We start from the raw sequence: 26,816 nt of genomic DNA, 5'->3' as shown, positions 1-26,816 counted from the left end.
ATGGTACAGCCTGTCCTCCTTGCCAATGGTGAAGCCCAGCGGCACCACACCGCCGTTGTACTTGCACTGGAGAGCGTTTTCGCGCTCACCGCGCGCTACTTTCAGGGCAAGTTCGGCGGAATAGTATTCCGCCATGCCAATCAGCATACTCTCCACCATAATGCCTTCAGGCCCCTGCGAAATGGGTTCCATAGCGTACACCAGATGGACACCGTTCTTTTCCAGCTGGTACTTGTAGTTCACGGCATCGAACCGATTCCGGGCAAAGCGGTCCAGCTTCCAGACCAGAACTACGTCGAAGATTTTCTTTCCGCTGTCCTTGATCATCCGCTGAAAGTCTGGGCGGTCATCCGTTTTGGCAGAGTAGGCACGGTCAATGTAGGTGCCGACCACGGTGATGCCGTTCTTCTCGGCGTAGTCCTTGCAGTCGCGCAGCTGTCCCTCAATGGACGCTTCACGCTGGCTGTCGGATGAATAGCGGGCGTAGATCACGGCGGTCATGGTTGCACCTCCTTGGCGCGTATTCGACTTGCCTTTATAGTATCGGGTCAAGCGCAGCTTGTCAACAATCTGCGAGCAGATTGAAATGTGAAAATTGCGAAACGCAGCGAAAAAGGTGAGAGCAAGAATCGTCCCGTGGCCACAAATTTTCAATTCTTGAAAATTCTTGCCCCTTTGGGACAGCTTCTTGTTGGGGCGTGCCTGCCCCAAACCCTGCTAGGAACGAGTACGACAAACTGGAATTTATACCCGGTACTTGTCTCGATTTATAGTCATATCAACCAAATGAAATACAAGTAAGATAATAAAAAAAACGGAAACTATTATTATTCCTACGCCCGGCTTGATAAAATCAATTATACCGCCAAGACAAAAGAGCATTGCCCATGTCTTAATCCGTTTTCCAGTAACTCTGCATATTTTCTCTGTGTTTAATCCAGTATAATCTCCTGATAAAAACAGCACACTTCTTTCTGTATTTTTTGATTTGATAAAAAATCTTCCAACAAAAAAGAGAACAGTTGCCATCAGTAAATCAATAAATATAATTATTATTTTCATTTTCAACACCTCTAATTCTAAGTTCACAACTTCCAATTTACTGGGCTAAGCCGAGTATACCACATTCCACCATGAAAGAACACCCCGATATAGTGAAATTTTGCCATTTTTCTGCGTACGTGCGTACACGCTCCGCAGGGATTCCAAAGGGGCTATCCCCCTTGGCACACAGACTTTGGAACAAAGTCTAGTGTGTTACACCTTGTCAGAGGTGTACAGGCTCCCGGTACGCACGTACGCAGCGACTACCCCAAAACACGCCATATAGGGGGACGACCAAGTTCGCACAAAGCGAACTTGATTCCGCAAAGCAAAAGGCAGGATACCACTATCATAGTGATACCCTGCCTTTGCTCGTTTACCGTTCCGAGTAGTCCTTCCGCAGAACCTCCTGTAAACAAAAAACGTACCCGAACCCTTTCTCATAGAGAATTGGGTTCGAGTACGAACTGTATGGTGGAGCATCAGGGAGTCGAACCCTGGCACCGGTCTCCCGGCCTATCGCATTTCGAGTTTTTCCTGTCTCACGGTACTTGGTGGAAGATAGAGGGAATTAGCCCACTTTGCCAGAAGATACGAACCATCGAATTTACGCTCAAAATTTCATCAAAATCCAAAATCACTAGGCTCTGTGCGGATTTGAACCCACTTTCCAAAACGCAGAAAAATCTGCCTTTTGGAGAGAAGTGGGAGAGATTTTACGCCTGTTGGAGAGAACGGGCGAGAGAGATTCCGGGAGCCAAAATCCATCCACACAATATGTTGCTTCTGACGCTGACCAAATCAAAGCAGCAAAGGATGGATGAACATGAGAACGCTGTTAGAGTGCTATAAAATTCTCGAAGAATACCCCAACGGAATGACGAAAGACCAGTTCTACCGTGTTGCCCGCATCAACAAGCAACACGCAAAATACCTTCTGGATTCCGGTCTCGTTCCGTGTATCAATACAGGAAAGAAAACACGCAAATACCATATTGCGACCCACGATGTGATCACCTACTTGTGTGACCGTGAAGATCATCCCGAAAAGTATAAAGTGCCAACGGGCTTTTATATCGGAAAGAATGGCTGCTCCAAACGGCACCCGGACAAGCCTGCCGCAGAGATCATCCGCTTCAATTTTACAGAGCCGGAAAAAACAGGGCTGTATACCATGTGGGAAAAGCTCACCGCTGGATATGATGATCTGTTGACCACCCCGGTAGTTTCGGAACTGACGGGCTACTCTGCACAAAGCATACAGCGATGGTGCAATCAGAAGATCCTTGTTGGATTCAAAATTCGTGGCACATTAACGATTCCTCGGCTTGCGGTCGTTGAGTTTATGTCCGGCGACCGTGCAACGGGCATTGTCCGAAAATCCTCAAAGCACCTTGACCTGCTCCGCACCTATGCGCAGGAATGCCATGAAGGTGCAATGACCATTACATACTAAACAGACAGGACTGCTCCACAACGCAATGTATGTGAGGCAGTCCTGTTCGTTTAGAAAATGTATGATTTTACAGCAAGATTCCAATCTATCTCAACTATTATCCTCTGCTTTCAAGACGTTGAATATGTTTCTTTAGCCAAAATATTAAAATCCCGACGTATTCAACTTTTTGACCTCTGGGTGCTTCCAGCTCTCTTAACTTTCTTCTGCACTCTTCAATATCTTGATCTTTATGCTGCTTTTGCAATACCGACAGCATACCATCAAGAGCATTTTTTCTCTTGGTTTTCAAGTCCTTACCATCGTTCAGATTCAGAATATCATTTAGTTCACGATTGATTTCATCCCGGTCCTCTTTAGCAGGTATCGTTTCGGCAGCCAGTATCTTGCCGCTGTAAGAGTATTGAATCAAATGATTGCACTCAGGATTTAATGGTGTCAAAAAAAGTTTTTTGTTCCCTCTTGATTTATCGCAACATAAAGCTCCTCTGTTTTCATTTCCTGAGCATACTGCAAGAAAGTTACTGTACTCCAATTCTTTTTTCCAGTTTTCAGTGCCCCTCGTCAGGCTCTGAGGTTCAATATGCTCAATCGTACACTTCAATGTACTCCCTGTTTTTTTGTCGGTTTCGGGAATTCTGCACATACAGTATGCACACAGTCCTCCCTGTTCTTCCACCAACTTTGACAAAACATACTCATGCAGGTCGCTACTCATGGAATCGTAAGTCGGTCGTACACCAGTGCAGGATTCGCTTTCACGGTATTCCTTTAATTCCTTTGGCTCGTGTTTTTTCACAATGTGTATCATATGTTTCCTCACATACGGCTGAAATCCAACTGTGTGCGACACTTTACAATTTCAGGGTCATCACCCAGCTTAGAATTCATCTCGTCGAGAACGGTTTCAGCAACCGTATAATCATCTTGGTCGAGAGCATGATAAAACCTTTCAAACAATTCTTCAGCTTCGGATGTGCGAACAGTAACATTCATATCCGCACGGAGAATGCTGTCAGAATCCTTACCGTATAGATAACGATCGTGTAGCTCGCTTTCGCCATCAGCATTTTTCTCAAGCATAAACAAATTGTAGCTTCTATCCACTTCCCCAAGAATCTGCGGAGAGTGCGTTGTAATCAAAAACTGAATGTTTGGGAAAAGTTTCCGAAGCACTGATAGTATTTTCCTCTGCCACGCAGGGTGCATATGCAGATCAAGTTCATCAATCAGTACGATGCCCTCTCCCTCCATCGGGTTCTCACGGCAGGGGTTCGCCATTGCCACGCGGCGAGCAATGTCTCCCAGCAAGGCTAGCGTACACTTTTCACCATCTGACAGTTGGTCTACGCGATATTCTTTATCATTGCGTATGACAACCATTCGGAGAGGATTCCGACGCACTTTGATTTCTTCAGCATCGTCCAGCATTGAGAGGGCTGCTTTTCGCACACACTCCAACGCAGGATCGCGATAATCCCAATCGCGTTTTATACTTTTCTGCTCATTTTCAAAGTCTTCCTGATTGCGAAACCACTCGAAAAAAGTACGGAAATCAAGCCTGTTTTCCAATGCTCTTTCCAATGCTGTTCTTTTGGAGAAAGAATGCTTTTTGCGTATCCTTAATGGAACATCCAGAACAAGTCTATTTGTTCCGTAATTTAGAAACACAGGCATATTCTGCTTCGGGCAATCATCTCCGGCAACTGTATCATCGTCCGCCAGATAATGTTCATTAAAAAACTGTGCTAAATCAACCGCTTGCTTACTTTGCTGACTTGCATTGACCGCATTCACTCGACCAGATGCGGTTTTTTCCATTTCTTTTGTGATCTCGAATGTTTCTCCGTCAAGCTGTAACACAATACCGGTACCATATCGCGCACTACTTCCACTGCGCTGACCAATATGCAGTTGTTCCTTATCTAATGTTCGGTATCCCGTTCCTTGAGCATTGTTCAGCCTGTTGATAAAAGGCCATGCAGCATAGCAAACTGCACTGAGGAGAGTCGATTTACCTGAGCCATTGTTGCCATAAAAGACTGTGGATTTACCATTCAAAGCGATTTCAATAAAGCCACCATCTGCTGCTGAAGTGAAATTTTTGAAATTTTTCACTCGAATTGTTTGCAGTTTCACCGTTTGTCCTCCTATCCAACATAGTTTTGGGTTGACTCTTTTACTATCTCCCATTGTAAGCGTTCTCGCTGGCAAATGTCAACCTGTTTTTACATTCATTTCTGAAAGAAGGTGGTTTTCCACATGAATAAGCACTCACAGTTGAAAATCCGAGGTCACACCAAATGACGCTGGACTACTTCTATGGTCAGTCGGGCGAATTGTTCTCCTATTTCCGCATCCCCAAGGCACTGTTCCAAGACTGCCGTTTCCGGCAGCTCTCCACCGATGCCCGGACGCTGTACGGCATTCTGCTGGACCGCATGAGTCTGTCTGCAAAGAACGGCTGGCTGGACGAGCAAGGCCGGGTGTATATCATCTACACTGTCCGGGAAGTGCAGGAATCCCTCTGCTGCGGCGAGCACAAGGCGGTCAAGCTGTTCCGGGAACTGGAGGACATCGACCTCATTGAGCGCAAGCGCCGTGGTCTGGGCAGACCCAGCCTGATCTACGTTAAGGACTTTTCCTCCGGCTTGCCAAAAGCGCAAGTACAGAATTGCACAAACAGCAATTCTGGTGCTGCCGAAAGCGCAATTCTGGAGCAGCCAAAACTGCAAGCAAATAAGACTGATAAGAATAAGACAGAGTGGAACGATCCTGACCCTATCCATTCAGGGAACATTCGTGAACAGCTCGAAGATTATTTTTATCAGGTACTGGAGGTAGACCTTCTGCTCCGGCTCTGCCCGGACGATGATGACACCATCTACCAGATCGTAGACCTGCTTGTGGACACCTGTTCCACCAAACGCAAGATGTTGCGGATCGCCGGAGATGACAAGCCCACAGAGGTGGTACGCAGTCGGCTGAAAAAGCTGAATGCCGACCACATCCGTTTTGTGCTGGATTCTCTGGCAGAAAACACCGCCCCGGTGCGGAACATGAAGCAATATCTGCTGGCAATGCTCTACAATGCGCCCACCACCATGAACCTCTACTATCAGAACAAGACGAACCACGACTTTGCGTGCGGTTCTCCGGGGAGGTGATGTTATCGAAAAAGCACATTCGCAAGCGGAACAGGTGCAGCAAATTCCCATTGATGCACTGCACCCCTTCACCAACCACCCCTTCAAGGTGTTGGACGATGAAGCCATGACCCGGACGGTGGAGAGCATTGCACAGTACGGCGTGCTTTCTCCGCTGATCGCCCGACCCCGCCCGGAAGGTGGCTATGAGATCATCTCCGGGCACCGCCGCCAGTATGCGGCTAAACTTGCCGGGCTGGACACTCTGCCGGTCATCGTCCGTCAGATGGATGATGATGCCGCTGTGATATTGATGGTGGATTCCAATTTACAGCGTGAACACATCCTACCCAGTGAACGGGCTTTGGCGTACAAGATGAAACTGGATGCCATGCGAAGAACTAGCGGTAGACCGTCAAAAGAAAATCCCCGACAACTTGTCGGGAATTTTGAAACCGCCGATATTGTCGGAAAGGAGAGCGGAGAAAGTGGCAGACAAGTCCAGCGTTTTATCCGCCTGACCAACCTTGTCCCCGAACTGCTGGACATGGTGGACGAAAAGAAAATCTCCTTTAATCCCGCTGTGGAGCTGTCCTATCTGGACGAAAGCCAACAGCGGGATTTTTTAGAAGCCATGGAGGATACCCAGAATGCGCCGTCCTTATCGCAGGCACTGCAACTGAAAAAGATAGCACAGCAGGGAGAGTTCAGCTACGAAAAAGCCTTTGATGTGATGGGACAGGAGAAAAAGAGCGAGAAAGACACCGTGACCATCAAAAACGAGACCCTGCGGAAGTATTTCCCCCGCAGCTGCACGCCCAAACAGATGGAGGAGAAGATCATCCAGCTTCTGGATGCGTGGCAGAAAAAACAGCAGCGCCGCAACGAACGCTGAACGTAACGCAAGACCCGATGGGGTCTTTTTTGTTTGCAAAAATTTGGAGGTAACGCCTAGGGGGTGATGACACTGGCAGCAACACGGTTGATCCCCATGCGGAAGAACAAAGGCAAGTCCATCGGGGCGTGTCTGCACAACCACACCAGCTATATCCAGAACCCGGATAAGACCGAGCAGGGCGAGCTGGTCAGCAGCTATCAATGCAGCCCGCTGACCGTGGACGAAGAATTTCTGTTAACAAAACGGCTGTACGAGCAGACCACCGGGCGCAGGCAGAAAAGCGATGTCATCGCCTATCAGGTGCGGCAATCCTTCAAGCCGGGGGAAGTCACGCCGGAGGAAGCCAACCGCATCGGCTACGAGTTTGCCGAGCGATTTTTGAAGGGTAAACACGCTTTTATCGTTGCCACCCACACCGACCGGGCGCACATCCACAACCACATTATTTACAATTCCACTGCCTTGGACGGAACCCGGAAATTCAAAAATTTCTGGCTTTCCACCTTTGCGGTGCAACGATTGAGCGACCTGATCTGCCTAGAGCACCAGCTCTCCACCATCGAGTACAAGCCTTATCGGGAACGGCAGAAGCGCATCGTCTATCCGCCCAAGGAGAGCAACCGTGATCGCCTGTGCGGAATCATCGACACCATCCTTGCAGAACGGCCGAAGGATTTTGAAGTCTTTCTGCAAAAGCTGGAGCAGCAAGACTATGAGGTGAAGCGCGGCAAACACACGGCGGTGAAGGGCAAGGGACAGAAACGCTTTATCCGTTTCCGCACACTGGGCATTGGCTATGGAGAGGACGAGATCAAGGCGGTGCTGGAGGGAAAGGCGAAACACCATCCGTACCAGAAACAGCCGCCCAAAGAACAGCCCTTCCAGTTGCTGGTGGATATTCAGGGAAAAATGGCAGCGGGCAAAAGTGTCGGCTACAAAAAGTGGGCAACGAAGTTCAATCTGAAAGAGATGTCCAAAACTCTGCTGTTCTTGCAAGAGCAGAAAATCAGCAGTGCCGAGGAACTGCGGGAACGTGCAGCGACGGCAACAGAACGCTACCATGCTATGGGGGATTCCATCAAGGCAGCGGAAGCAAGGCTGACAGAAATTACCGTCCTGAAAACCCACATCATCAACTATGCCAAGACCCGTGAGGTGTACGCCACTTATCGGAAAGCCGGGTACAGCAAGGCATTTCTGGAAGCCCACCGGGAGGAGATTGCTCTGCACAAGGCGGCGAAAGCTGCCTTTGACGAGGCAGGGCTACAAAAATTGCCGAAGGTCAAGGCGTTGGATGCGGAGTTTGCAGAGCTGCTGACAAAAAAGAAAGCAGCCTACCCGGAGTACCGCAAGGCACGGAAGGAGATGCAGGAACTGGTTCGGGCACAGAAAAATGTGGAACGATTTTTTGCGGAGGAAAAGGACACCACCGAGAAAACTCAGACCCGATAAGCGAATACCGCCGAGGATTCTTCCCGTTTTGGGAGGCATCCTCGGCGGTATTTTTAGTTTATATAGCAGCGATCCTGTTTTACGAGCCAATCTTCACACAGCCGCTGAGCTTCGTTTTTTGTGCAGCAGGTGCAGTTGAAAAGTTTGCCACGGATAGAACAGTAAGTGTAGTGTACCTTCGGGACACCATTAGCATCTCGGAAATCAACGCAGCGTTCCTCACCGGGCAGCAGATAGGTCGTATCCACGTTTAACAGCTCCTTTTAACTCTGTTCGTGTGCAAACCGCACAACACGCAACGCCTGCTATTGTACCATGAACCATCAAATTCTTCCATTGACCCTTACGCCAAAAAGGAGCCGGTTTTTTCGTAGGATGTGACGATTGACATCTTCAAAAACATCCCGCAGGGAGGCGCAGCCTGCATTGGAAAATGCAGATCAAAGGGGTTTGGGGCACTCCCCCAACAAGCATTTTTGCAACGCAAAAAGTGTTTTTGTATAGACAAAAACATTGCTTGCAACTGCAGTACGCCGATCGGGTGGCGAAATCGTGATGCGACCTTTCGATGTGCGCCATGCAAACAGTGATTTGAAAAAAGCTGGTCTCTACGCTCAAGGAGTTGGAGTGAATACTCGAATCGTCATGGAACATACCAGTATGTACTGGAAACCAATTGCCCTGACTCTGAAGAAAGCGGGTTTCTTTGTGTTTGTAGTAAATGCTATGTTGATCCACGATTTCAGAGATAATACAAACATTGAAGAAATCCGGCGATTGATGGCACAAAGCACAACAGGCGGACAATTTATAAGGTTCAGAAAATTTACCTAAAGTTCCACCAAACAAAGCCGGTACAGACCCGCGTCGATGGCGACGGGCTTCTGTACCGGCTTTTTCAGGGAGAAGGAGCAAATGTAAGGAGAAGTGTTTATGATGATACTCGTATTTTGTTAGGAAGAGAATTAGAGTTTTGTGTCTGCGTGTTGAGAAGAAATCCAGGAAGCCAGGTGCTATTTCAAGTTCAACTCAAGTCGCACCAGCGCTGGAAAAGATTTCATACTGCACAATGGGGTAAACGTCACGCTCCAGCCCCCTGCTGTCAGTGTCTGCGATTCAGAGAAAATCCGTCCGCTGCGGAGTAAAGATGTCCAGAATTACGCCCTCTTCCAGGGCTACTGCACCGTGAAGCAGATCGGGAGCAACATAATAGCTGTCGCCTTTGTGCAGGATGTACTTCTGACCTTCTACTTCGTATTCAAAGCAGCCGGACAGAATATAACTCACCTGCTCATGGGGATGACGATGTGCTTCGCCCACAGCACCTTTCTGAAAGCTCGCTTCCACCCCCATCATCCCGCCGCCATGGGCAAGGATCCGGCGGGTGATTCCCGGAGCCGGGCAGGTGGGCTGAATGTCCTCATATTTCAATACCATAGGGAACCCCCTGTTTCTAGTTTTTCAGCCTGAAGCCTTAGATAAATGCCTGGCCGCCGTTGATCTGGATCACTTCGCCAGTGATAAAGGAAGCCTTCTCCGATGCCAGGAAGACGATCACGTCCGCCACTTCGCGGGGGTCGCCCAGCCGCTTCATCAGGATGCTGTCCTTCCAGCTCTCCACCAGGGCGCGGTCAGTCGCAGCGTGGAAGGCAGTGTCGATGGTGCCGGGAGAAACCATGTTGGCGCGGATGCCGAACTCGGCCAGATCCTTTGCCAGAGCACGAGTGTAGCTCTGGACAGCGCCCTTGGAAGCTGCATAGATGGAAGCGCCGATGCCGGCACCACTGGTCACGGCGATGGTGCTGAAGTTGACAATCGAGGCGTCCTTGCCCTTCTTCAGCAGGGGCAGAGCGGCCCGAGTGTTGAAGAACACACTGTCAAAGTTCAGAGCCATGACCTTCCGCATAAAGCCGGTCTCCATCTCGGACACACGCTGCCGGCCGCCCAGGCCGCCTACGTTGTTGACCAGCAGATCCAGAGAACCAAACTCCTCGCCGATCTTGGCGAAGGTCTCGTTCACCTGCTCCTCGTTGGTAGCATCGCAGGCATAGAAGTGGACCTTGATGCCCTGGCTCTCCAGCTTATCGATCACCTTTTTACCTGCCTCCAGATCGATGCCGGTAATGATGACCTCGTATCCTGCCCGGCCCAGTGCCTCTGCGGTTGCGCCACCAATGCCGCCGGTTGCACCAGTAATAACTGCTCTCATAATAAAACCTCCATCATAAGTAAAAAATTATTGTAACCTTAAACGGTTAACTGCATTTGATAGGTAGCCTTGTCCCCCACACTTCGGATCAAAACCGTATTCCGGATCCGATTCACGGGGTTGTCCTTGGTTTTCAGCAGGAACAGTTCCTGCCCTTCCTGGAGATCGACCCGAACCTGCATCGACTCTGCCCCAAGCTGAGCCCGCAGAACCACAGCGTTCTGATCTGTTTTAACTTTCTTGGTTTCCAGAACGTGCTGATAGCCGTTCTCCGAGAAGCCCAGGTCCGCCGCTTCCGTCGGCAGGTCGCAGGACAGCTCAATCCCCGGCTCAAAGTGGAAGGTATAATCGTAAACGCCGGTTTTGCCCTCCACCTGAAAGTAATCCAGAACGGAATTCTCGGTGATCTTCAGCTCTCTTGTGTAGTCGATACCCTCATAAACGTTCTCGGCCTTGCAGCGCACCCGGTCGTTCTCAAACAGCAGGCATTTGCCCGGTTCGACCGAGGTAATGTCGGTTCCGTTCCAGCACACTGTGTTGTGTGCCAAGGTTTTACGGTGCCACTCGTTGCATAGCCGCGACTGATAGCCCGCATTGGACAGATCCCGAGACAGGCGAAGCTTTTTGTACATTACCTCAATGTTCATGATGTCCGGGTGGGCATGAGAACGCCCATTCAGGCCGTACTTCAAGAACACATTCCAGGAATCGTTCCGTAGCATAGCAAAGTTGGAAGTGGGGAAAGTCGTCGAGCTGTGGGGAACGGGCTTGTAGTCCGCATAATTGAAATCGATGTTGAACAGCAGCCGCTCCAGGCAGATGGTTCCGCAGCAGTAATAGGGCTCCGACAGCGGCAAAGTGGTTCTCGGCGCGGGATCTGCCTCAATGATTTTGAGGATGTTTCCTACCGGGCTGTACTCGCCAAAGGCCCGGGCTGCCGTATGATAAACATAGCTGAAGGTCTTCAGATTCAGATCCGGCCAGCCATCGTTGGGATTGGGCAGATAGAGATTGTCAAAAGCGTACTGGTACGCTTGCACAAACATCCGCTCCAAAATAGCGGTGCTTTCCTGACCAAAATCGTAATCGTAAATTTTGCTGAACAGGAACAGATAGGAAACGCCCTCCAAGAGGAAGAAGTTGTAGTGAATTGACCCTTCGTACCAGAAGCCGTCCTTGGTGACGCCCTTTTTCAGCTGCTCGTGCATATTGAACTGGCTCTTGAAGGCGTAGTCGATCATTTCCTGATCGTGCATGGCCAAGCCCATAACACCGATTGCAGAGAGCGACCAGCAGCTGATGTTGTGGATGGCAACCGCCTGCGGAGCCATCAAGCGGAACATCTCGCGGAACAGTTTCTGGTGGATACGCTCCAACCAGGCCGAATCCAGCTCATCTCGCAGAATCTCGATGGTCTGGATAAACCGGATGGCTACGATTGCCTCATTGAGACCCTGGGGCATCATCTTACCGCAGCCCCACACCATGTTGTCGTAACTTTCGCAGAGGACATTTTCTTTGTTGTGCAGCTGGAACTCCTGATAATGCTCTGCGTAGAACTCCATGACCCGGACCGCATAATCCCGGTACTTGGTCTCGCCGGTGGCCTTGTAGATCAGGGCGGAAACCAGAGTCATCACAACAGCCCGGTTGCGATAGAAGGTAATCCAAACGCCGTTCTGCGTCTCGTCCCGATAGACTTTCCCGCAGACAACACAGCGGTGTTCCTTCGGCGAGTTCAGGTCAAAGATCAGGCGGCCGCCATCGTCGTCGCAGAAGTAATGGTGACCCCATCGGCTCAGCTTCTCCGGGGAATCGGAAAAGCCGGGCATAAATGCATCGACATCTTTCTTCATGACTTCAAGCGCCTTCTGGTTCATCTCCAGCCCCATCAGCTCTTGAAACCGATCGTTTACATAATTCACAAAAGCCCTCCTATTGGCGATGGATACCCCTTTTTTACAAGGAATATTCCTGTTTCGTCTTGGATTGACATACCACTTGGATCGGTGTAGTGTTGGATGCGGAATCACAGTATCCAACCTTTACCTCATAGGAACAACCACCGCACTCCAGGAAAAGAGACCGCCCCTTGTGCTGAACTTTCACCGGATCATCCGAGAAGGTAAAGCACTCAAAAAAGACTTGTTCTTTTTCCGGCGCAGAAGAGCAGGTTGCCAGGGTCTGGATCTCTGTCCGGCATTTTTTGTCCTGCTCCTGGGTGGTCATGACGCTCTCCACCTGCTGCTGATACTGCTTTTGGCAGACAGGCCGGTCCGAATAGACATGGTAAGACAGTTCTTCGCCCATCAGCGGGTATACGGCCGTTTGTCCATCCAACTGCGCCCTTCGGTCCGTATTGCAGATCAGAGAATAGGTGTGGGACTGTGTGCTGCGTAGCAGATCTACAAACACCCAGAACCGCAGACCGTCGGTGATTAGCGCCCGGCTGACTTCCTGCATTTCCTGTTTGGCGGGGTACACGCCGGCCGTCTCGCCGCGATAGAGCACCAGGCTGCCCTCCGTCTGGAATTTGGTCACCCGCCCTGCATACTGTTCGGGGCAGAAGGGCTCGCCCGCCACCAGACGCTGCCGGACGCTGCTCATATACGCATCGTTTACATCTACGGCATCGGTGTAAAGCCCATCCACCAACAGAACATTGTGGTTGTCCGGCATCAGGTTGCGGTTATATCCATCCTCACAGGTGAAATAATCGCTCCCGCGGGTAAAGATGTAGGAGAGGTTATCCGGATGATGATGGGACAGGGAGAACAATTCGATCCCCTCTTCGTTCTGAATCTTCCAGCCTTCTCTCCACTGCTTGATACCGCCCGGCGGACTGCACTTGATAGTCAGGACTTTGGCATCTCGTTTCCAACTGCTGCGAACCGTCAGTAGACCCAGATCATCGAAGTAGCGCACCAGCGGCAGGTCTGAAAGCTCTTTTTCCGGCACATCGGGTGCATACCACAAGAACTCGAACACCGCTTCCGGCAGAATCCCGGGTTTCACCTTGCTGTTCTGGGCTTCCTCCATCAAAAACTCATCGACCACCAGATTTCCCAACTTTTGTGCGTAGCCATCGCCATATTCTGCGGCAGCCTTATAATACACACAGGCTGTATGAGAACTGTACCGGTCATGGCAGTCCCCATAGTTCAGTTGGCGTTTCAGGTCCGCACAGGACTGATACAGCCGGTAGTAGAAGGTATTTTTGAGATATTCGCTCTTCTGGAACCAGTCTTCGCCCTCCTGTGCTTTCAGCAGATGGGCATAGACAAACAGCCACATCCCGCCATAGCGCCAGTAGGTCGCACCCTCATAGTTCGACCCGTCCTCCGGCATCAGCGCGAACACCCGCGCAAAGTCCTCTTTGGCTTCCTGAATGTACTGTGCAGCGGCTTCATCTTCCCCTTGCAGGGCGTAACCCGCAGCGGCGAGACCTGTCATATTGATCCAGTTATGGTTCTGGTAGAAGTTGGTGGACCAACCCTTGCCGTAGGTCTCGCGCCGGTAATCCAGCATGATCTGTGCGTGATGCCGGATTTTGTCCGACACTTTTTTCTGCTCCTCGCTGGAAAGCCAGGGCTTGAGCCAGTCATATCCCAAAGACAATCCAAACAGAATCCAGGAAGCAGACAGGTCTACATTTACCAAATGGGCGTTGCCCCATTTTTCATAGGAAAGCACGGTGCGAATAAATCGCTTTGCCTGGTGCAGATATTCCTCGTCACCGCTGAGGCAATAGGCCAGCGCCAAATTGGGGATTGCAATGCCCATATAAGTTGTGCTTTCTTTGGGATGTTCCTCAGGCAGGACCATCGTTTTATAGCGATCGGCCTGTGCAAGAAGCCTTTGATACTGTTTTTTTCGCTTTCCCGAAATTTCTTTGCGGTAGGGTTCCAAGTCTCCGATAAAAATCAAATGGCTCGCCTCATTTCACTCTTTTGCCTCTTTTTTCTTTGCGGTCCCGCAGCTTTGCAGCCAGTTCTGAAAGGACCGTATAGAACAGCAGATACAGTGTTGCAAAGCCAAACGGTTCTCCTGGAATCAGAACCGTTTCAACCGGGAGTTCCAGCATCTGATTGAGCAGCAAATTCAGATTCTGATAGGTCAGGTAAACCAAAATTACTGTAATCATGCTGGCGGCTATTTCCACCAAATTCCGAGCTGCTTTTTTTGCACCAGAAATGTTGCGATAGGTGTGGTTTAAAATCTCTCCATTCCGGGTCAGCCGGAATACATTGTAGGCAATCGGGTTATAGACCACGATTGTCACCAGGCCGATCCCGACTCCTAAAAAGAAGATGAAATCAATCGGACTGGAATATCCGCCTACTTGTGTTCCAAAGCCGATCATGAAGTAGCACATTCCCGCCAGCCACCAACGCATCAGCCCGGCTTTCCGGTTGTCCGTGAACCAATTCTTCAGGAACTTCTTCATACCTTTTCGCTCCCAAAATAACGTTTGACTGCATCGACCATCAGCAAAATCCCTGCTGCTCCAAAAGCGGTCATCAGGCCCGCACTGAACAGAATTGCTTTTTGTACCACCGCGACATCCAAGCTGCTCTGAATTTGGATCGCCTGCTGGTAGATACCAACCAGCTGCATCCCCAGAGCGATAGTGCCCATACAGAGCAGCGCAGTCAATACCTCTTCTCGAATTCTTTCTCCGTGGATCTGGGTAGCTTCAAACAGAGTTACAAGACCCAGCAATACAAACAGGAACATGATGAACCCGCAAATTTGATCCTCCAGAAGCAGCAGGGCATTGGTGTGGACATAGGTGAAAATCAGATGCACAATTGCCGCTGCAGCCACCAGCAATTTTGCGGTGATCTGGATCTTAGAGGTTTCTTTACGCATGATTTTCCTCCACCTCTCTGCACAACAGACTCCTGGTTGTCTCTCCATCAAAGAAATGTGCCTTGTCCATGGAGAGACTGACGTAAAACTCCGGATTGATCTTTACGTCGGAGGGGACGCTCAGGACCAGTGAACTGCCTCCAACCATGGCATGAACAATCTGGTACCGGCCCATATACTCCACTTCCTCCAGACGCACCGGGATGGTATTCTCCTGGATACCCTCCGAGACTGCCAGTGCCTCCGGGCGCAAGCCCAGGATAACCTCTTTCCCGATCGAAGAGCGGAGCTTGGCTTTCAGCGCGTCCGGCAGCGAAAGCCGGAAGCTTTCATTTTCAAAGCCGGTTTCACTCAGCTTGCCAGGAATAAAGTTCATCTGTGGTGTGCCGATAAAGCTGGCCACAAAGAGGTTGACCGGAGCGGCGTAAATCTCCTGCGGGGTACCCACCTGTTGGATCACACCCTCTTTCATGACAACGATCCGGTCCGCCATGGTCATGGCTTCGGTCTGATCATGGGTAACATAGATGGTTGTCACTCCAAGGCGCTGCTGCAGCCGTACAATCTCGATTCGGGTGGAATTTCGCAGCTTGGCATCCAGGTTCGACAAGGGTTCGTCCATCAGAAACGCTTTCGGCTTGCGGACAATGGCACGGGCCAGCGCCACCCGCTGCTTTTGGCCGCCGGACAGCTGCTTGGGCAGACGGTTCAGGTATTCGGTAATTTCAACCGTATCCGCAGCTTCCAGCACTTTATCCAGGATAACCGTGTCCTTTTCGTGCTGGACTTTCATGCTGATGCCCACATTCTCGTAGACCGACATGTTGCTATACAGGGCGTAATCCTGAAAGACAATCGCAATATCACGCTCTACCGGGGGGCATTTGTTAACGACTTTTCCATCCAGGATCACTTCTCCCGAACTGATTTGCTCCAGACCGCCCAGCATTCGGAGAACCGTGGATTTGCCGCACCCGGAGGGGCCGACAAACACGATAAATTCCCCTTCATCAATGGTAAGGTTAAAGTCGTGAATGGCATGGAAGCCATTTGGGTAAATCTTATTAACGTTTTTGAATTGAATTTTTCCCATTTGCTCTACACGCCTCCGATTTTATGAACCAATACGCTCGAGCTTCTGCCGGAGAGCCTGGCGTTTTTTCGCCTTGGCTGTGCCGGTCACTCCTGCGATGATTAAGAGAACGGATCCGATCAGGTTGGAAACAAGCAGAATCGTCTCGTGTGCATAGGGCTGGAGAAATACCGGCACGATCAAGAACTGCCTCACAAGGAAGTACACCCCAACGGCCAGTGTGATCACGGCCCATCGCGAACTGTACACATTGATCTTCACTGCACAGGTAAATACCAGAAACAGCACGAAGATATTCACGATAACTGTTAAACCCATCCAGAAATTAACGGGCATCGAATCCAAAATCGTGGTGACATATACAAACTCGGCAATGATCGCCAGGAGCGTCATGGTGTAAGAATAGCCGTTCGTTTTATAAAGCGTCACATAGGTTTTCTTTTCTTCGGGAGGAATGGATTTCAGCATACTCAAACACCCTCCTTTTTCAAGCGGACAAATGTCAAATGGCTCGCAGTCAAATCGATCGCCAATGCGCCGCACACCAAGATGTAAAGTGCGTTAAACACCACTCCAAGCCGGAATGTTGTAAACTGCAGCTGATAGTTTTCAAGCCCCTCCAGAGACAGGTACTGAAAATCCAATCCCTGATAGTAAACAGAAATTGCTTGTAAATTCATGATCGAGTTGGCTGCGCCATAACAGCAGGCAACCATCAGCAGCAACATTACAACCAATGCAAAACGATCCGGAACACAAGACAGAATCTCCAGAAAAACGATCAGAGCAATCCCGATCACACCCACCAGCGACCAGGCAAAAATCTGGCGGTTAAACGTCTGAAGGATCACGTCGTGGAACATTGCGATTTCTTGGTTCTGCGGCAGTTTCAGTCCAAACAAATCACTATATTCCGTCATAAAGGCCAGGGCAAACAGAAACATTCCGATGGAAGCCAGAATATACAGCACAGAAAGGATCCGCTGCCCTTTGAAAAGTTTTCTCATAAGTTCCTCCTAATTCTGTATTCCAAAGGCCCTGCCCCGAATACAGTTTGCAGAGTTCAGTTTGCGGCCTGCATCGCTGCATAGGCCTGCTGGTAGGCCACAACATAGTCCGCGAGATTGCGCGCCTCGAACTGTGCCAGATACTCCTCATAATTGGCCGGAATCGTAATTCCCTGCGGGGGATTGTTGCGGGTCTTGTACCGTACGATGTTAAACATCTTTTCCACGACGTCATCTTCATCCATGGCAGTGGTTTCAGAGATCGTCTCTTTCTGCCGGAGCGTCAGGGAGAAGACCGGCGGAATCATCTTGTAATAATTGGGGTTGTCGCCCTTGGGGCCCTCGCCGGCGTAGGTTGCAAAGGTCGTGGTGGAACCCTGGAGCAGCACCCAGCCCTCAAAGCCGCGCTCGGAAGTATACTGGTACTCAAAGCCGATGTCTTTCTGGTATCCAATGGGGATCAGGCTGCCCATCCAGTCTCGCAAAAAAGTGGACAAGTCACCCTTGGCCACCGCATTGCAGGTGTCCACCATCCACTGGTTAAACTTGGGATAGGAGGTCCCATCCGGACCCTGGTAGCTGCCGTTCTCCTCCAAGTTCATCGGCAGGCCGTAGTTCTGGAGCGTGGAACCCTCTTCGGTGAAGAAGTAGTCAAACAGAGCGCAGGCGCGGCGCAGAGTCTTTTCGTCCGTGCAGCCCGCTGCCGAAATTGCCCAGCCGTCGGGTTTGATGGCGCGGCCGTTGTCGATGAAGTACTGCCACACGCCGTTCACCTTGGCGACCGGCGGCAGAATCACCACAACATCGCTGTTCAGCGAGTCCGCAGTGGAGGATGCCTGCCAGTCGAAGGTGATAAAGCCAAAGGAAGGCGCGTCACTGGAATCCGTTCCCCACAGAGTGCTGCGGAAGTTGGTCTTGTTGGTCAGGTCATAGCAATCGGAGTAGATCAGACCCTCGGCCTCCATATCAGACAGATAGCACAGCACATTGTACATGCCCTCGGTGGAGTAGGTGTATTGCACATTATTATCTGCATCAATGTACCAGCGAGCGGTGTAGGAGTCCGCACTGTGTGCTTTCACGCCGTCAAAATAGGTGCTAAGGCGCAGCAGATCCTCCCGATAGCTGGACTGACGGGTGAACATGGGCCAGACCGTATCCGCTCTTCCGTCGGTCAGGTAGCCGGGGTTTGCCTTGATGCAGCGCATCAGGGCCACCAGCTCGTCGATGTCGTAGGCGGCCTTCTCGCCCAGGAACAGCTCGGAGGGAGAAGCGTAGTCGTAGTTGTCCTTGATGTACTGGACGAAGGTCCTGGTCAGAGTTTCGCCGTTTTTCACCGAGAGGGCGTTCTGCAACTCCACAATGTTCTGATCGGTCTTTTTGGTAATGGTGACGCCTTCCATGGGAGACACGCTGCCGCCGTTAGCACCATAGCGGGCATTGGCCCCGGCATAGAACCCCTTATAATAGCAGGTCAACTCTGTGTCGGTGTCGTAAGCGGCATCATCCACATCCAGCAGCATCACGACCCAGCTCTGGCGGGCGCAGAACGAGCGAGCAAAGTTATTCAGTTCTGCAATGTAGGGGATGTGATAAATGTTGCCGTCATATGCGGTGATTGCACGTCGAACGTCAGGATTCTCGTCCAAATAATTCTGGAAATTGGGCAGGTAACCCTGATCCATCATCTGGCTCAGATTGACAAATTTGCCCTCGGTGCCATAGTACATCAGATCATCTGCGATGGAGTTACCGCCAAAAATATTTGCCTCTGCAAAGTTGGTGGTGGAGGCGGTATCGATCATCTCGGTAGCCTTCTGGTCCTGGGTGGTGACATCGGTGACGGTCACATTCAGCACCTGCTGCAGGTGGCTCCACACCGGCTTGAGCATACCGGCGGTGACATTGGTGCCGTCGGGCAGATTCAAGGGAGACTCCTGGTTATAGGTGATGGTCCGGGATTTGTTGCCCGCAGCATAGTTGATTTTCAGGGCGATGTTCTCGCTGAGATCCAGCTCAGCCGCCGGGGCGGACCCGCTGCTGGCCTGGGAATTGGCCGTGCTCTGGGCCGCCTTTTCTACGACAGACGAGCCGCAGCCCGCCAGAACTGCCGAAGCAGCGGTCACAGACATGAGCTTTAAAAAATCACTCCGTTTGATTTTCATGTTTTTCTCCTTTTCTTCTACAAAAGTGTTATTCTTTAAAAAGTTATCCTTTTACGCCGCCGACGTTGACGCCCTTGGCAAAATATTTCTGGATATAGGGATAAATGACCAAAACCGGGATGATAGAGCAGACGATGATTGCATAGGCCAGGCTGTCTGCTGAATAGGAAAGAACTACCGGGGATTCGTCGTACAGTTTCTGGTAGTTTTCGATCAACTGCCGCAGATAAACCTGGAGGGGCTGCTGGTTCGGATCGGCCAGGAGCATTCTCGACCAATAGTAACCGTTCCAGCGGCTGATGGCATAGAACAGGGTCACCGTTGCAATACTGGCCGTGGACATGGGCACATAGATCCGGGAGAACAGCTGGAATTCGGTAGCGCCGTCCACCAGGGCAGCCTCTTCAATCTCCTTGGGGATGCTGTCAAAATAGTTCCGCAGAAGGATGATATTGTAGGCCTGCACGCCAAAGGCAATGATCATGCCCCAGCGGTTGTCCACGTTCATGCTCTTATAGTTCAGATAAAGCGGAATCATGCCTGCGCTGAACCACATGGTGAACACCAGCAAAAAGTTCCATTGACGGCGGAACTTGAGCTTTTTCTTTTGCAGGGCGTAGGCACCGGTCAGAGAGATAAACATACTCCACGCCGTGCCAACCACCGTATAGAACAGGGTGTTTGCATAGGCAATCCAGAAACCCTTGCTGTGGAGCACCATGTCGTAAGCCTGCAGGGTCACATCCTTGGGCAGGAGCACGATGCTCCCGCTCTCGTAGGCCACCCGGCCGCTGATGGAGACGCTGAACGCATACACGATCGGGTAGAGCGTCACGGCTGCAAAGGCGATTACCAGCAGATACGCACATACTTTAAATATTTTTTCGCTTCGGTTGAGAAGGTCCATCTTTCTTTTCCTCCTTTACCACAAAGATGTATCCGAAATATTCCGGCTAATTGTGTTTGCCCCAATCACCAGCGCAAAGGCGATGAGAGAGTTAAACAAGCTAACCGACGCACCAACGCCATAGTTGGCCGAAAGGATACCGATGCGTTGTTCAAAGGTAGACAGAACATCTGCGGTCACATAGATGTTGGAGTTGTACATCAGCAGGACGCGCTCATAACCGATAGACAGCATGTTGCCGATTCGCATAATCACCATGATAATCAAGGTCGGTGCCATGCCCGGGATCGTGACATACCGCAGCTCCTGGAGCTTATTTGCGCCGTCCACCTTCATAGCTTCATACAAGGTGGGCGAAATACCCATGATGGCGGCAAAATACACAATCGAGCTGTAGCCGCTCTCTTTCCAGATTCCAACAGCAATGTACAGTGGACGGAAATAGTTCGCGTTGGAAAGCAGCGAAACGCCCGGTTCAATGAGGTCCAGCCTCTGGAACAATGCCGCCAGAACGCCTGTGGAGTTTACGCCGCTGTACACCAGCATGATGGTAATGCTGGTGATGGTAACCTCAGACAAAAAGTGGGGCAGATAGGTCGCCGTCTGGGTCAATTTCCGGACAAAACTGTTGCCAATCTCCGCAAACAGGATAGCCAGGATAATCGGCACAGGGAAACCAAATACCAAGCTGTATGCGTTAATTACAAAGGTATTCCGGAACGCCTGCCAAAACTGTGTCTGGTAGACACCCGATACCAGGGTCATAAAGTTTGCAATGCCTTTAAAGTCGCTGTTCCATACGCCCAGGCTGGAGTCAAATCGCTTAAAGGCGATGAGCAAACCGCCCATCGGCTTATAGGCCCACAGTGCAAACCAGATCACCACCGGCAACAGCAGCACATAGATCTGCCAATCACTGGCCAAAGACTGCAAGAGCTTTTTGCCGTGCGGCTGTCGCATCTTAATTTTAAGTTGATCCATTCTTTGTGTCGTCCTCCTTGTCGTGCGCCCAGAAATACCGCTTGCAATCCGTTTGCGCCAGGCATTTCGGGCAAATTTTTGCTGGGATCCCGCTATCTTACAGTGTCACCGCCTTTCTTCTGTACTGCATTCAACTTTGGCATCAGACTCATTCAAGTACTGAGTAGTTGCTTCATCCAGCCCGCTCCATATTCTTTGTGCAGCACCGCCGCAGCGACCACTAAAGCAAGCAGACCAGTCATGCCGTTGCTGATCATCATCACCAAACCCATTGCCTGGCCGCCCGCAAGCGTTGTACAATGCTGGAAGAACAGGAGAATCGGAATCCGGAAAACAAAGAGTCTTGCGAAATTTACATAGAAGGACAATTTGGTATATCCAAAGGCATACAACAGTGCCATAACTGCCGAATGGATCGCCAAAAATACGTTTGAGATCATTTCGAGAGTAAAGATCTGTGCAATCAGCTCTGCAAAGGCCACATCCCCTTTGGAGAAACTCGCAAGGATCGGATCCAGAAACACCCAAGTCAAAATGAATCCCAAAACGCCCCAGACAAAATCTACTATAAAGACACACCGAAAAATTTTCAGGGCTCGCTGTGGATTTCCATGGCCGATGTTCTGTCGAATCAAAGCAGCCCCACCATCTCCAATGCTTCCTGCCGGAACCGTAGACAGAGCGCTGACGCTGTTTGAAACGCCCAGCGCACCCACAGTTTGGGTGCCGTAGTTCACGCCAACCGAGTTGACAACCACTTTGCCTGCACTGAAGGAGAATTTTTCGGCGATAACCGGAAGGGAAATGGAAACGATCTTTTTGACGATGTCGTTCTTCAGCCTGACATATCGGAACGACAGCCCAAAGACATCTTCAGGGTTACGCAGATTATAAAGGCCGATTGCTGTTACCACCAGGTTGGAAAGTAGGGTGGCCACTCCGATCATGACAATCCCTTGGTGGAGTACCAGAACAAAAAAGGCGGAAAACGAGAACTTGGTAAGTGCCATTGCAAAGTTGATCCGCATGATCTTGGAACCATTCCCACGGGCCTTTTCAATGGCGATATAGACATTATTGAAGAAGGTGAAAAACAGATTCAGCGCAGTGATCCGGTAGTAGTTCAATCCGATTTCCACAAGCTGGGCGGGAGTGTTTGCCAAACGCAGAATAGGCCTAGCCCCCAGGATAAGCCCTGCCACCAGGACAAGGGCAGCGGCTCCGGCCATAAAAAAGGTGGTATTTACGGTGGTTTTTAACCTCTCATACTCCCCAGCTCCATACAAACCCGCAATTAGAATGCCTGCACCGATGGAAAGGCCGGTCCCCACCGAGACGATGGAGTTGTTAAGCTGGTTGAAAAACGACACCGCCGAGACGGATTCCGGGTTGATCTGAGAGGTAATTACAAGATCAAACACCCGAAACAACTCGTTGATCAGCTGGAACAGTGCCATGGGCAAACAGACAGAAAGAACTGCCTTGGGTATATTTCCCTCTAAAAAGAATTGCCTTTTTTTAAGTTCTTTTGGATCTACCTGCAAGCCCATGTTGATTCCTCTCTGCATTGGTTCTTAATTAAGAACCCGGTTCATTTATCTGAGCGATAAAATAGTGGTTCATCCAGAACCACTATTTTATATGATGACTGATGAATCGTTAAGTCTTTGCGGTTCGTATTTAAGAACCAAGTTTCGCATTTTTAGTATATACGAATTCGCCTGATTCTGTCAACCCGGTTTTTCTTTTTCTCGCATTTTGACAAAGATTCAACTTGTGAATTGTGCAACCTGTAGGGGATCATAAGAATCTCACTGAATCTTTTGAGCCTGATCATGGATCTTGGTTTGATACGTCTGCCTGAGTTTCTATGGTATCCTTCAAAACCATTCGTGCACATACGGCACTCCCCTCTCTTTAGGCACTTTAGGCAGGAGTGCTTGACGACAGAACGATATAATGATAATATACATTCTGGATTAAAGTTGATTTGGCCTGGAGGAGGATGTAGTAAATCATGAATCGAACCGTTGAGCGCACTTTGGCAATCCTCAAAATTATTGCCAATAGCGAGCATGGCATTACCCTGCAGGAAATTGCCAATCAAATGGACATGGCAAAAAGCAGTACTTTTGCAATTGTCCATACCCTATTGGAGCTGAACTACATCAGCACGGTTGAAAACAATGATAAAAAATACTGCTTGGGGGTTGAGACTTTTGCGCTCGGGATGAAGTATGCTAACAATCAAAGCCTCGTTCAGCAGTGTGTTATTCATCTCCCTGCGCTGGCTGAAAAATACAACAAGACTGCCTTTCTTGGCATATTGAACGGCTCCAATGTGGTTTATCTTTATAAATATGTCGCAGAAAACGCACGGCTTGCCACCTGCTCCATCGGCTCCAGCAAGCCGGCCCACGCGACAGCTCTGGGCAAAGCGCTGATTGCTTTTCTCCCACCCAAAGCGCAACGCACACTGATTGATAACATAGAACTCACCTCTTATACCGATCAGACCATCTCTTCTAAAGAGAGATTTATTGCACAGTTGGAACAGATTAAAAAGCAGGGTTATGCAACCGAATTTGCTGAATTGGGCCACTTGACTGCGTGTTGCAGTGTTCCGATCCTTGATTCTCAAGGTAACGCTGTAGCTGCAATTTCTCTGGCAGATATCGCTGAATCAAACGAAAACTATCTCCAGATGGCCAATGACCTAAAGGCTGCTGCGGCAGAAATTTCCAAAATTGTGGCCTACACACAAAATTGATTCCCAAATTATAAATCAAAATTCCCGGCTTTTGGTACAGTGGACAGCCTGTTGAGCTGTTTGCCTCCGGTGGAACTTCAGTAAAAAACGAACGGTTCTTTTGCTGAGGTTCCATTTTTTATAAATTTAAATTTTTGACCGCTCAGGACTTGCATACAACAAAAACGTTACAATAGACTCGTCTTGAATCCACAGTAAGAGATAAAAAATCATTTATATAGATGATTTTCTCTGGCATCCGGTTTGTTTTGTCCTCTAAAATGTCACTTCCTGTATTGAGCTGCGCACAGCAACTCGGAATAAGCTTGTATTCTCCCCAACAGAGTGTGGGCAACATATCCACTGTCTTTCCTGATCAGCAAGGCTTTGCCGCTATCCTCAATAGGATGGTTGGCCTACCGTAGCACCTACCGAACCGGATGAAGCATATTGACTTTTATACTATTTCTCGGATGTGACCGGATATACGAGGACAAAAACATGAAAAGGAGATTGATTGAGTACCAACTGAGCCCCGGCAACCAGAACTTGGTTCGCCGCCGACTGTATCTTTGCACTCCGACCTTATGGCGCAGCTTGCGACTGCGTTGCACTGTGGTCGGAGGGCTGGCTTATGTACTTTGATTCTTACATCACAGGAAAACGCATCCAGCAGCTGCGCAAAACCAAAGGCTTAACGCAAGAGCAATTTGCCGTAAAGCTGAATATCAGCGACCGCTATTTGGGAAAAATCGAGCGAGGGGAAGGCACTGCATCCATAGATTTGTTGGTAGAAGTAGCCATTTCACTGAACACCACCTTAGATTTTTTGATTCTGGGCGTATTGGATACTCCACGGGAAAGGGAGTTGAATGCGCAGATCAAGAAGCAGAATCAGAATATCCAGAACTTCAAAAGTAAGCTGAACAGCCTTATTGATGAGCTGGATGCATCTGCATCTGTATAACCACCATAAAGAAGTCGAGAAGCAATTCTCGGCTTCTTTTTTTATGCCTTTTTTCTGACGCATCTACGAAAAACCGGAACTGGTAGTTCCGATTTTCGAGAAAAATCCGCTCAAAAAAGTTGCAAAACCGGAACTACCAGTTCCTTAAAAAGCAAGCGATTCTACGATAAACTATTGTCACAGCAAGGGCAACACCCCAGACGGGAAGATGCCCGAAGCTGGAAGCCGTACCTTGAAAACTGAATATCATTCCCTCGGACAAAACAATGATACTTCCGTAATTCGCGGCCCGGCCATAAAGAAGGCGGGGTGGCTGAAGAAGCCAATGTGGAGTGTGGGTGCAAGTCCCCACTTACCGAGGTGCATTCCAGATCCAACGGGCGTCGAGGACAAATAGGTTGGAAAAACTTAAAGCAAAACTTCAAAGCCCACCACCGGGATTCTTCTGAATCAGGGCAGTGGGCTTTTTCCATACCGAATATTCATTCTGATGACACGGAGGTAATGATTATGAGCCGTACTTTTACCCACAAGACCGATGAATTGACCCTGACCATCCTCTGCCCCCGCTGCCTGAATGCCTTTCGGAACACCCGTGGCATCCGTGTCCGCCGTGCAGACCCCTATCAGCTCACCAAGGAGCCTTGCACCTACTGCCAGACCAACTTCGGCTACGACTACTACATCCAGCCCACCAGCCCGAAATCCACCTACTTTAAGAAGGGACGGTTTGATGATGAATCTGAATGCGCTTAAGATCGACCCGGAGTTTCAGGGCAAGATCCCGCCGCTGAACGCCGAGGAGGAGCACATCTTAGAGCAGAATATGATTCAGGAGCGGCGGCTTCTGAATCCGCTCATCATCTGGAACGGTTACATACTGGATGGGCATTCCCGGTACCGCATCCTCAAGCATCACCCGGAAATCGCTTTTGAAGTGAAGGAAATCCAGTTGCCTGACCGTTATGCTGCACTGGCATGGATTTGTCAGAATCAGTTGGGGCGCAGAAACCTTGACCCGGAACGCCGGAAGTTCTTGATGGGGAAAGCCTATGAATCCCAAAAGTTATCTGACTGGGGTGAAAATTCTCAAAATCGCAATAAGCAAAGCGGTCGATTTGCTCCATGTGGTCAAAATGACCACATGGACACCCACCTCCGCACCTGCGAAAAAATCGCACAAGCGAATGGTGTCAGCCCCAAATTTGTCCGGCGAGCAGAAAAATACGCCAACGGTATAGATGCTGCTGAAGCTGCCGTCCCCGGTGTAATGGAGGAAATACTGACCGGGCATATCAAGGCTACCGATGCCGAGATCACCGCTTTGGCGCAAACCCCAAAAGAAGAAATCCCGGCAATCATCAAGGAGCTGCGCAAACCCAAGAAGGACCGGAAAGCAAAGAAGCCGACAAGCCCGGAAAAATCCGATGATGCTGCCGATGATGCTGCTGATTCCAATGAAGTCCTTACCGAGAGCGAAATCACCCCCGTAAGCAATTCGCCCCCGGATTTCAAAAGGAGTATCCAAGGTCACAAACGCTGTCTTACCGACGAAGATCGAAAACGACTTCGGCAATCCATTGACAACCGCCATCATAAAACGACCGTTGCGAACGGCTCAATTATGATGTGCGAAGTTCAGGGCGCAAAGGAGGATTTTATCCGCCGCTGGAATCTCGTATTCAAAGACTATCCCGATGTTTTTGAAGACACCGACTGCCGAAGTGCCATTCTTTTTCTGATTGATGACACTTCTGCCTATCTTCAGACGATAAAGGAGAGAGTGCTATGATGATTTCTAATCTGAACCTTGCCAAGCTGCCCGAATGTGTTTGCGAGATCTACAATGGCTCCAGCCGTTCTCTGAGCC

At 49.8% G+C, this 26,816-nt stretch carries 27 protein-coding genes; 9 read left to right on the top strand and 18 right to left on the bottom strand.

The features are described 5' to 3' along the window. Positions 1-501, bottom strand: a 501-nt coding sequence (locus DXA66_RS14535) for a recombinase family protein (RefSeq protein WP_243089043.1), incomplete at its 3' end; no start/stop codon positions are given. A gap of 243 nt (positions 502-744) precedes the next feature. Beyond that, positions 745-1,089, bottom strand: a complete 345-nt coding sequence (locus tag DXA66_RS05910) for a hypothetical protein (protein ID WP_243089042.1) — start codon at positions 1,087-1,089, stop codon at positions 745-747. 781 nt (positions 1,090-1,870) lie between these two features. Here DXA66_RS05910 and DXA66_RS05900 point away from each other — a divergent pair. Further along, complete coding sequence (locus tag DXA66_RS05900) at positions 1,871-2,500, top strand: helix-turn-helix domain-containing protein (protein WP_118527509.1); 630 nt, start codon at positions 1,871-1,873, stop codon at positions 2,498-2,500. 97 nt (positions 2,501-2,597) lie between these two features. On the opposite strand, the gene DXA66_RS05895 is transcribed toward DXA66_RS05900, so the two are convergent. After that, positions 2,598-3,311 carry a retron system putative HNH endonuclease gene (locus DXA66_RS05895; protein WP_117530175.1) on the bottom strand — a complete coding sequence of 238 codons (714 nt, stop codon included), beginning with the start codon at positions 3,309-3,311 and terminating at the stop codon, positions 2,598-2,600. A gap of 8 nt (positions 3,312-3,319) precedes the next feature. Then, complete coding sequence (locus DXA66_RS05890) at positions 3,320-4,639, bottom strand: AAA family ATPase (protein WP_158576330.1); 1,320 nt, start codon at positions 4,637-4,639, stop codon at positions 3,320-3,322. A 164-nt stretch (positions 4,640-4,803) separates the two neighbouring features. On the opposite strand from DXA66_RS05890, the gene DXA66_RS05885 reads away from it, so the two are divergent. The 3 genes from DXA66_RS05885 (at position 4,804) to DXA66_RS05875 (ending at position 7,996) form a co-directional block, all read left to right on the top strand. After that, complete coding sequence (locus DXA66_RS05885; protein WP_118527507.1) at positions 4,804-5,667, top strand: DUF6017 domain-containing protein; 864 nt, start codon at positions 4,804-4,806, stop codon at positions 5,665-5,667. Further along, entirely contained in the window at positions 5,642-6,541 is a 900-nt protein-coding gene (locus DXA66_RS05880; protein WP_118527505.1) for a ParB/RepB/Spo0J family partition protein, read from the top strand. Before DXA66_RS05885 ends, DXA66_RS05880 begins: the two co-directional genes overlap by 26 nt. Positions 6,542-6,607: 66 nt before the next feature. After that, complete coding sequence (locus tag DXA66_RS05875) at positions 6,608-7,996, top strand: relaxase/mobilization nuclease domain-containing protein (protein WP_187119383.1); 1,389 nt, start codon at positions 6,608-6,610, stop codon at positions 7,994-7,996. Positions 7,997-8,049: 53 nt separating this feature from the next. Here DXA66_RS05875 and DXA66_RS14530 read toward each other — a convergent pair whose 3' ends face one another. Beyond that, complete coding sequence (locus DXA66_RS14530) at positions 8,050-8,244, bottom strand: DUF3873 family protein (protein WP_118527503.1); 195 nt, start codon at positions 8,242-8,244, stop codon at positions 8,050-8,052. 304 nt (positions 8,245-8,548) lie between these two features. Here DXA66_RS14530 and DXA66_RS14090 point away from each other — a divergent pair, with 304 nt between their 5' ends. Continuing rightward, positions 8,549-8,830: a hypothetical protein gene (locus tag DXA66_RS14090; protein WP_158576328.1), complete on the top strand. Its 282-nt coding sequence runs from the start codon at positions 8,549-8,551 to the stop codon at positions 8,828-8,830. 282 nt (positions 8,831-9,112) lie between these two features. Here DXA66_RS14090 and DXA66_RS05860 read toward each other — a convergent pair whose 3' ends face one another. The 13 genes from DXA66_RS05860 to DXA66_RS05800 form a co-directional block, all read right to left on the bottom strand. Further along, entirely contained in the window at positions 9,113-9,433 is a 321-nt protein-coding gene (locus tag DXA66_RS05860) for a cupin domain-containing protein (RefSeq protein WP_117526716.1), read from the bottom strand. A 37-nt stretch (positions 9,434-9,470) separates the two neighbouring features. Continuing rightward, on the bottom strand, positions 9,471-10,205 hold the full coding sequence (locus tag DXA66_RS05855; protein ID WP_117526714.1) for an SDR family NAD(P)-dependent oxidoreductase: 735 nt from the start codon (positions 10,203-10,205) through the stop codon (positions 9,471-9,473). A 38-nt stretch (positions 10,206-10,243) separates the two neighbouring features. Further along, on the bottom strand, positions 10,244-12,130 hold the full coding sequence (locus DXA66_RS05850; protein WP_117526712.1) for a heparinase II/III family protein: 1,887 nt from the start codon (positions 12,128-12,130) through the stop codon (positions 10,244-10,246). 34 nt (positions 12,131-12,164) lie between these two features. Continuing rightward, the gene (locus DXA66_RS05845; protein ID WP_158576326.1) at positions 12,165-13,988 is read right to left on the bottom strand and encodes a DUF4962 domain-containing protein; all 1,824 of its coding nucleotides are present in this window, start codon (positions 13,986-13,988) and stop codon (positions 12,165-12,167) included. Between the two features lie 154 nt (positions 13,989-14,142). Then, a complete protein-coding gene (locus tag DXA66_RS05840; RefSeq protein ID WP_117526708.1) occupies positions 14,143-14,652 on the bottom strand; it encodes a hypothetical protein in 510 nt (169 codons plus the stop codon). Beyond that, positions 14,649-15,077 carry a hypothetical protein gene (locus DXA66_RS05835; RefSeq protein WP_117526706.1) on the bottom strand — a complete coding sequence of 143 codons (429 nt, stop codon included), beginning with the start codon at positions 15,075-15,077 and terminating at the stop codon, positions 14,649-14,651. The genes DXA66_RS05840 and DXA66_RS05835 overlap by 4 nt, the downstream gene beginning before the upstream one ends. Beyond that, complete coding sequence (locus DXA66_RS05830) at positions 15,070-16,170, bottom strand: ABC transporter ATP-binding protein (protein ID WP_117526704.1); 1,101 nt, start codon at positions 16,168-16,170, stop codon at positions 15,070-15,072. The genes DXA66_RS05835 and DXA66_RS05830 overlap by 8 nt, the downstream gene beginning before the upstream one ends. Positions 16,171-16,191: 21 nt before the next feature. Further along, a complete protein-coding gene (locus DXA66_RS05825; protein ID WP_117526702.1) occupies positions 16,192-16,638 on the bottom strand; it encodes a hypothetical protein in 447 nt (148 codons plus the stop codon). Between the two features lie 2 nt (positions 16,639-16,640). Beyond that, on the bottom strand, positions 16,641-17,177 hold the full coding sequence (locus DXA66_RS05820; RefSeq protein WP_118527497.1) for a hypothetical protein: 537 nt from the start codon (positions 17,175-17,177) through the stop codon (positions 16,641-16,643). A 56-nt stretch (positions 17,178-17,233) separates the two neighbouring features. Beyond that, positions 17,234-19,342 carry a hypothetical protein gene (locus tag DXA66_RS05815; protein WP_118527495.1) on the bottom strand — a complete coding sequence of 703 codons (2,109 nt, stop codon included), beginning with the start codon at positions 19,340-19,342 and terminating at the stop codon, positions 17,234-17,236. A 43-nt stretch (positions 19,343-19,385) separates the two neighbouring features. After that, positions 19,386-20,249 carry a carbohydrate ABC transporter permease gene (locus DXA66_RS05810; RefSeq protein WP_117526696.1) on the bottom strand — a complete coding sequence of 288 codons (864 nt, stop codon included), beginning with the start codon at positions 20,247-20,249 and terminating at the stop codon, positions 19,386-19,388. Positions 20,250-20,264: 15 nt separating this feature from the next. Further along, the gene (locus DXA66_RS05805) at positions 20,265-21,230 is read right to left on the bottom strand and encodes a sugar ABC transporter permease (protein ID WP_117526694.1); all 966 of its coding nucleotides are present in this window, start codon (positions 21,228-21,230) and stop codon (positions 20,265-20,267) included. 152 nt (positions 21,231-21,382) lie between these two features. Next, positions 21,383-22,780, bottom strand: a complete 1,398-nt coding sequence (locus tag DXA66_RS05800; protein WP_158576324.1) for an MATE family efflux transporter — start codon at positions 22,778-22,780, stop codon at positions 21,383-21,385. Positions 22,781-23,247: 467 nt separating this feature from the next. Between DXA66_RS05800 and DXA66_RS05795 the strand changes: the two genes are divergently transcribed. The 4 genes from DXA66_RS05795 (at position 23,248) to DXA66_RS05780 (ending at position 26,738) form a co-directional block, all read left to right on the top strand. Continuing rightward, positions 23,248-24,000, top strand: a complete 753-nt coding sequence (locus DXA66_RS05795) for an IclR family transcriptional regulator (RefSeq protein WP_117526690.1) — start codon at positions 23,248-23,250, stop codon at positions 23,998-24,000. Positions 24,001-24,613: 613 nt separating this feature from the next. Next, on the top strand, positions 24,614-24,946 hold the full coding sequence (locus tag DXA66_RS05790; RefSeq protein WP_118527493.1) for a helix-turn-helix domain-containing protein: 333 nt from the start codon (positions 24,614-24,616) through the stop codon (positions 24,944-24,946). Between the two features lie 510 nt (positions 24,947-25,456). Then, positions 25,457-25,702 (top strand): hypothetical protein, encoded by a 246-nt coding sequence (locus DXA66_RS05785; RefSeq protein WP_118527491.1) that lies wholly within the window; start codon positions 25,457-25,459, stop codon positions 25,700-25,702. Beyond that, the gene (locus DXA66_RS05780; protein ID WP_118527489.1) at positions 25,680-26,738 is read left to right on the top strand and encodes a hypothetical protein; all 1,059 of its coding nucleotides are present in this window, start codon (positions 25,680-25,682) and stop codon (positions 26,736-26,738) included. Before DXA66_RS05785 ends, DXA66_RS05780 begins: the two co-directional genes overlap by 23 nt. The last annotated feature ends 78 nt before the right edge of the window (positions 26,739-26,816 follow it).

The organism is Faecalibacterium sp. OF03-6AC, from assembly GCF_003478175.1.
GTDB lineage: Bacteria > Bacillota > Clostridia > Oscillospirales > Ruminococcaceae > Faecalibacterium > Faecalibacterium taiwanense.
This window is presented reverse-complemented; position numbering and strand designations above follow the sequence as displayed.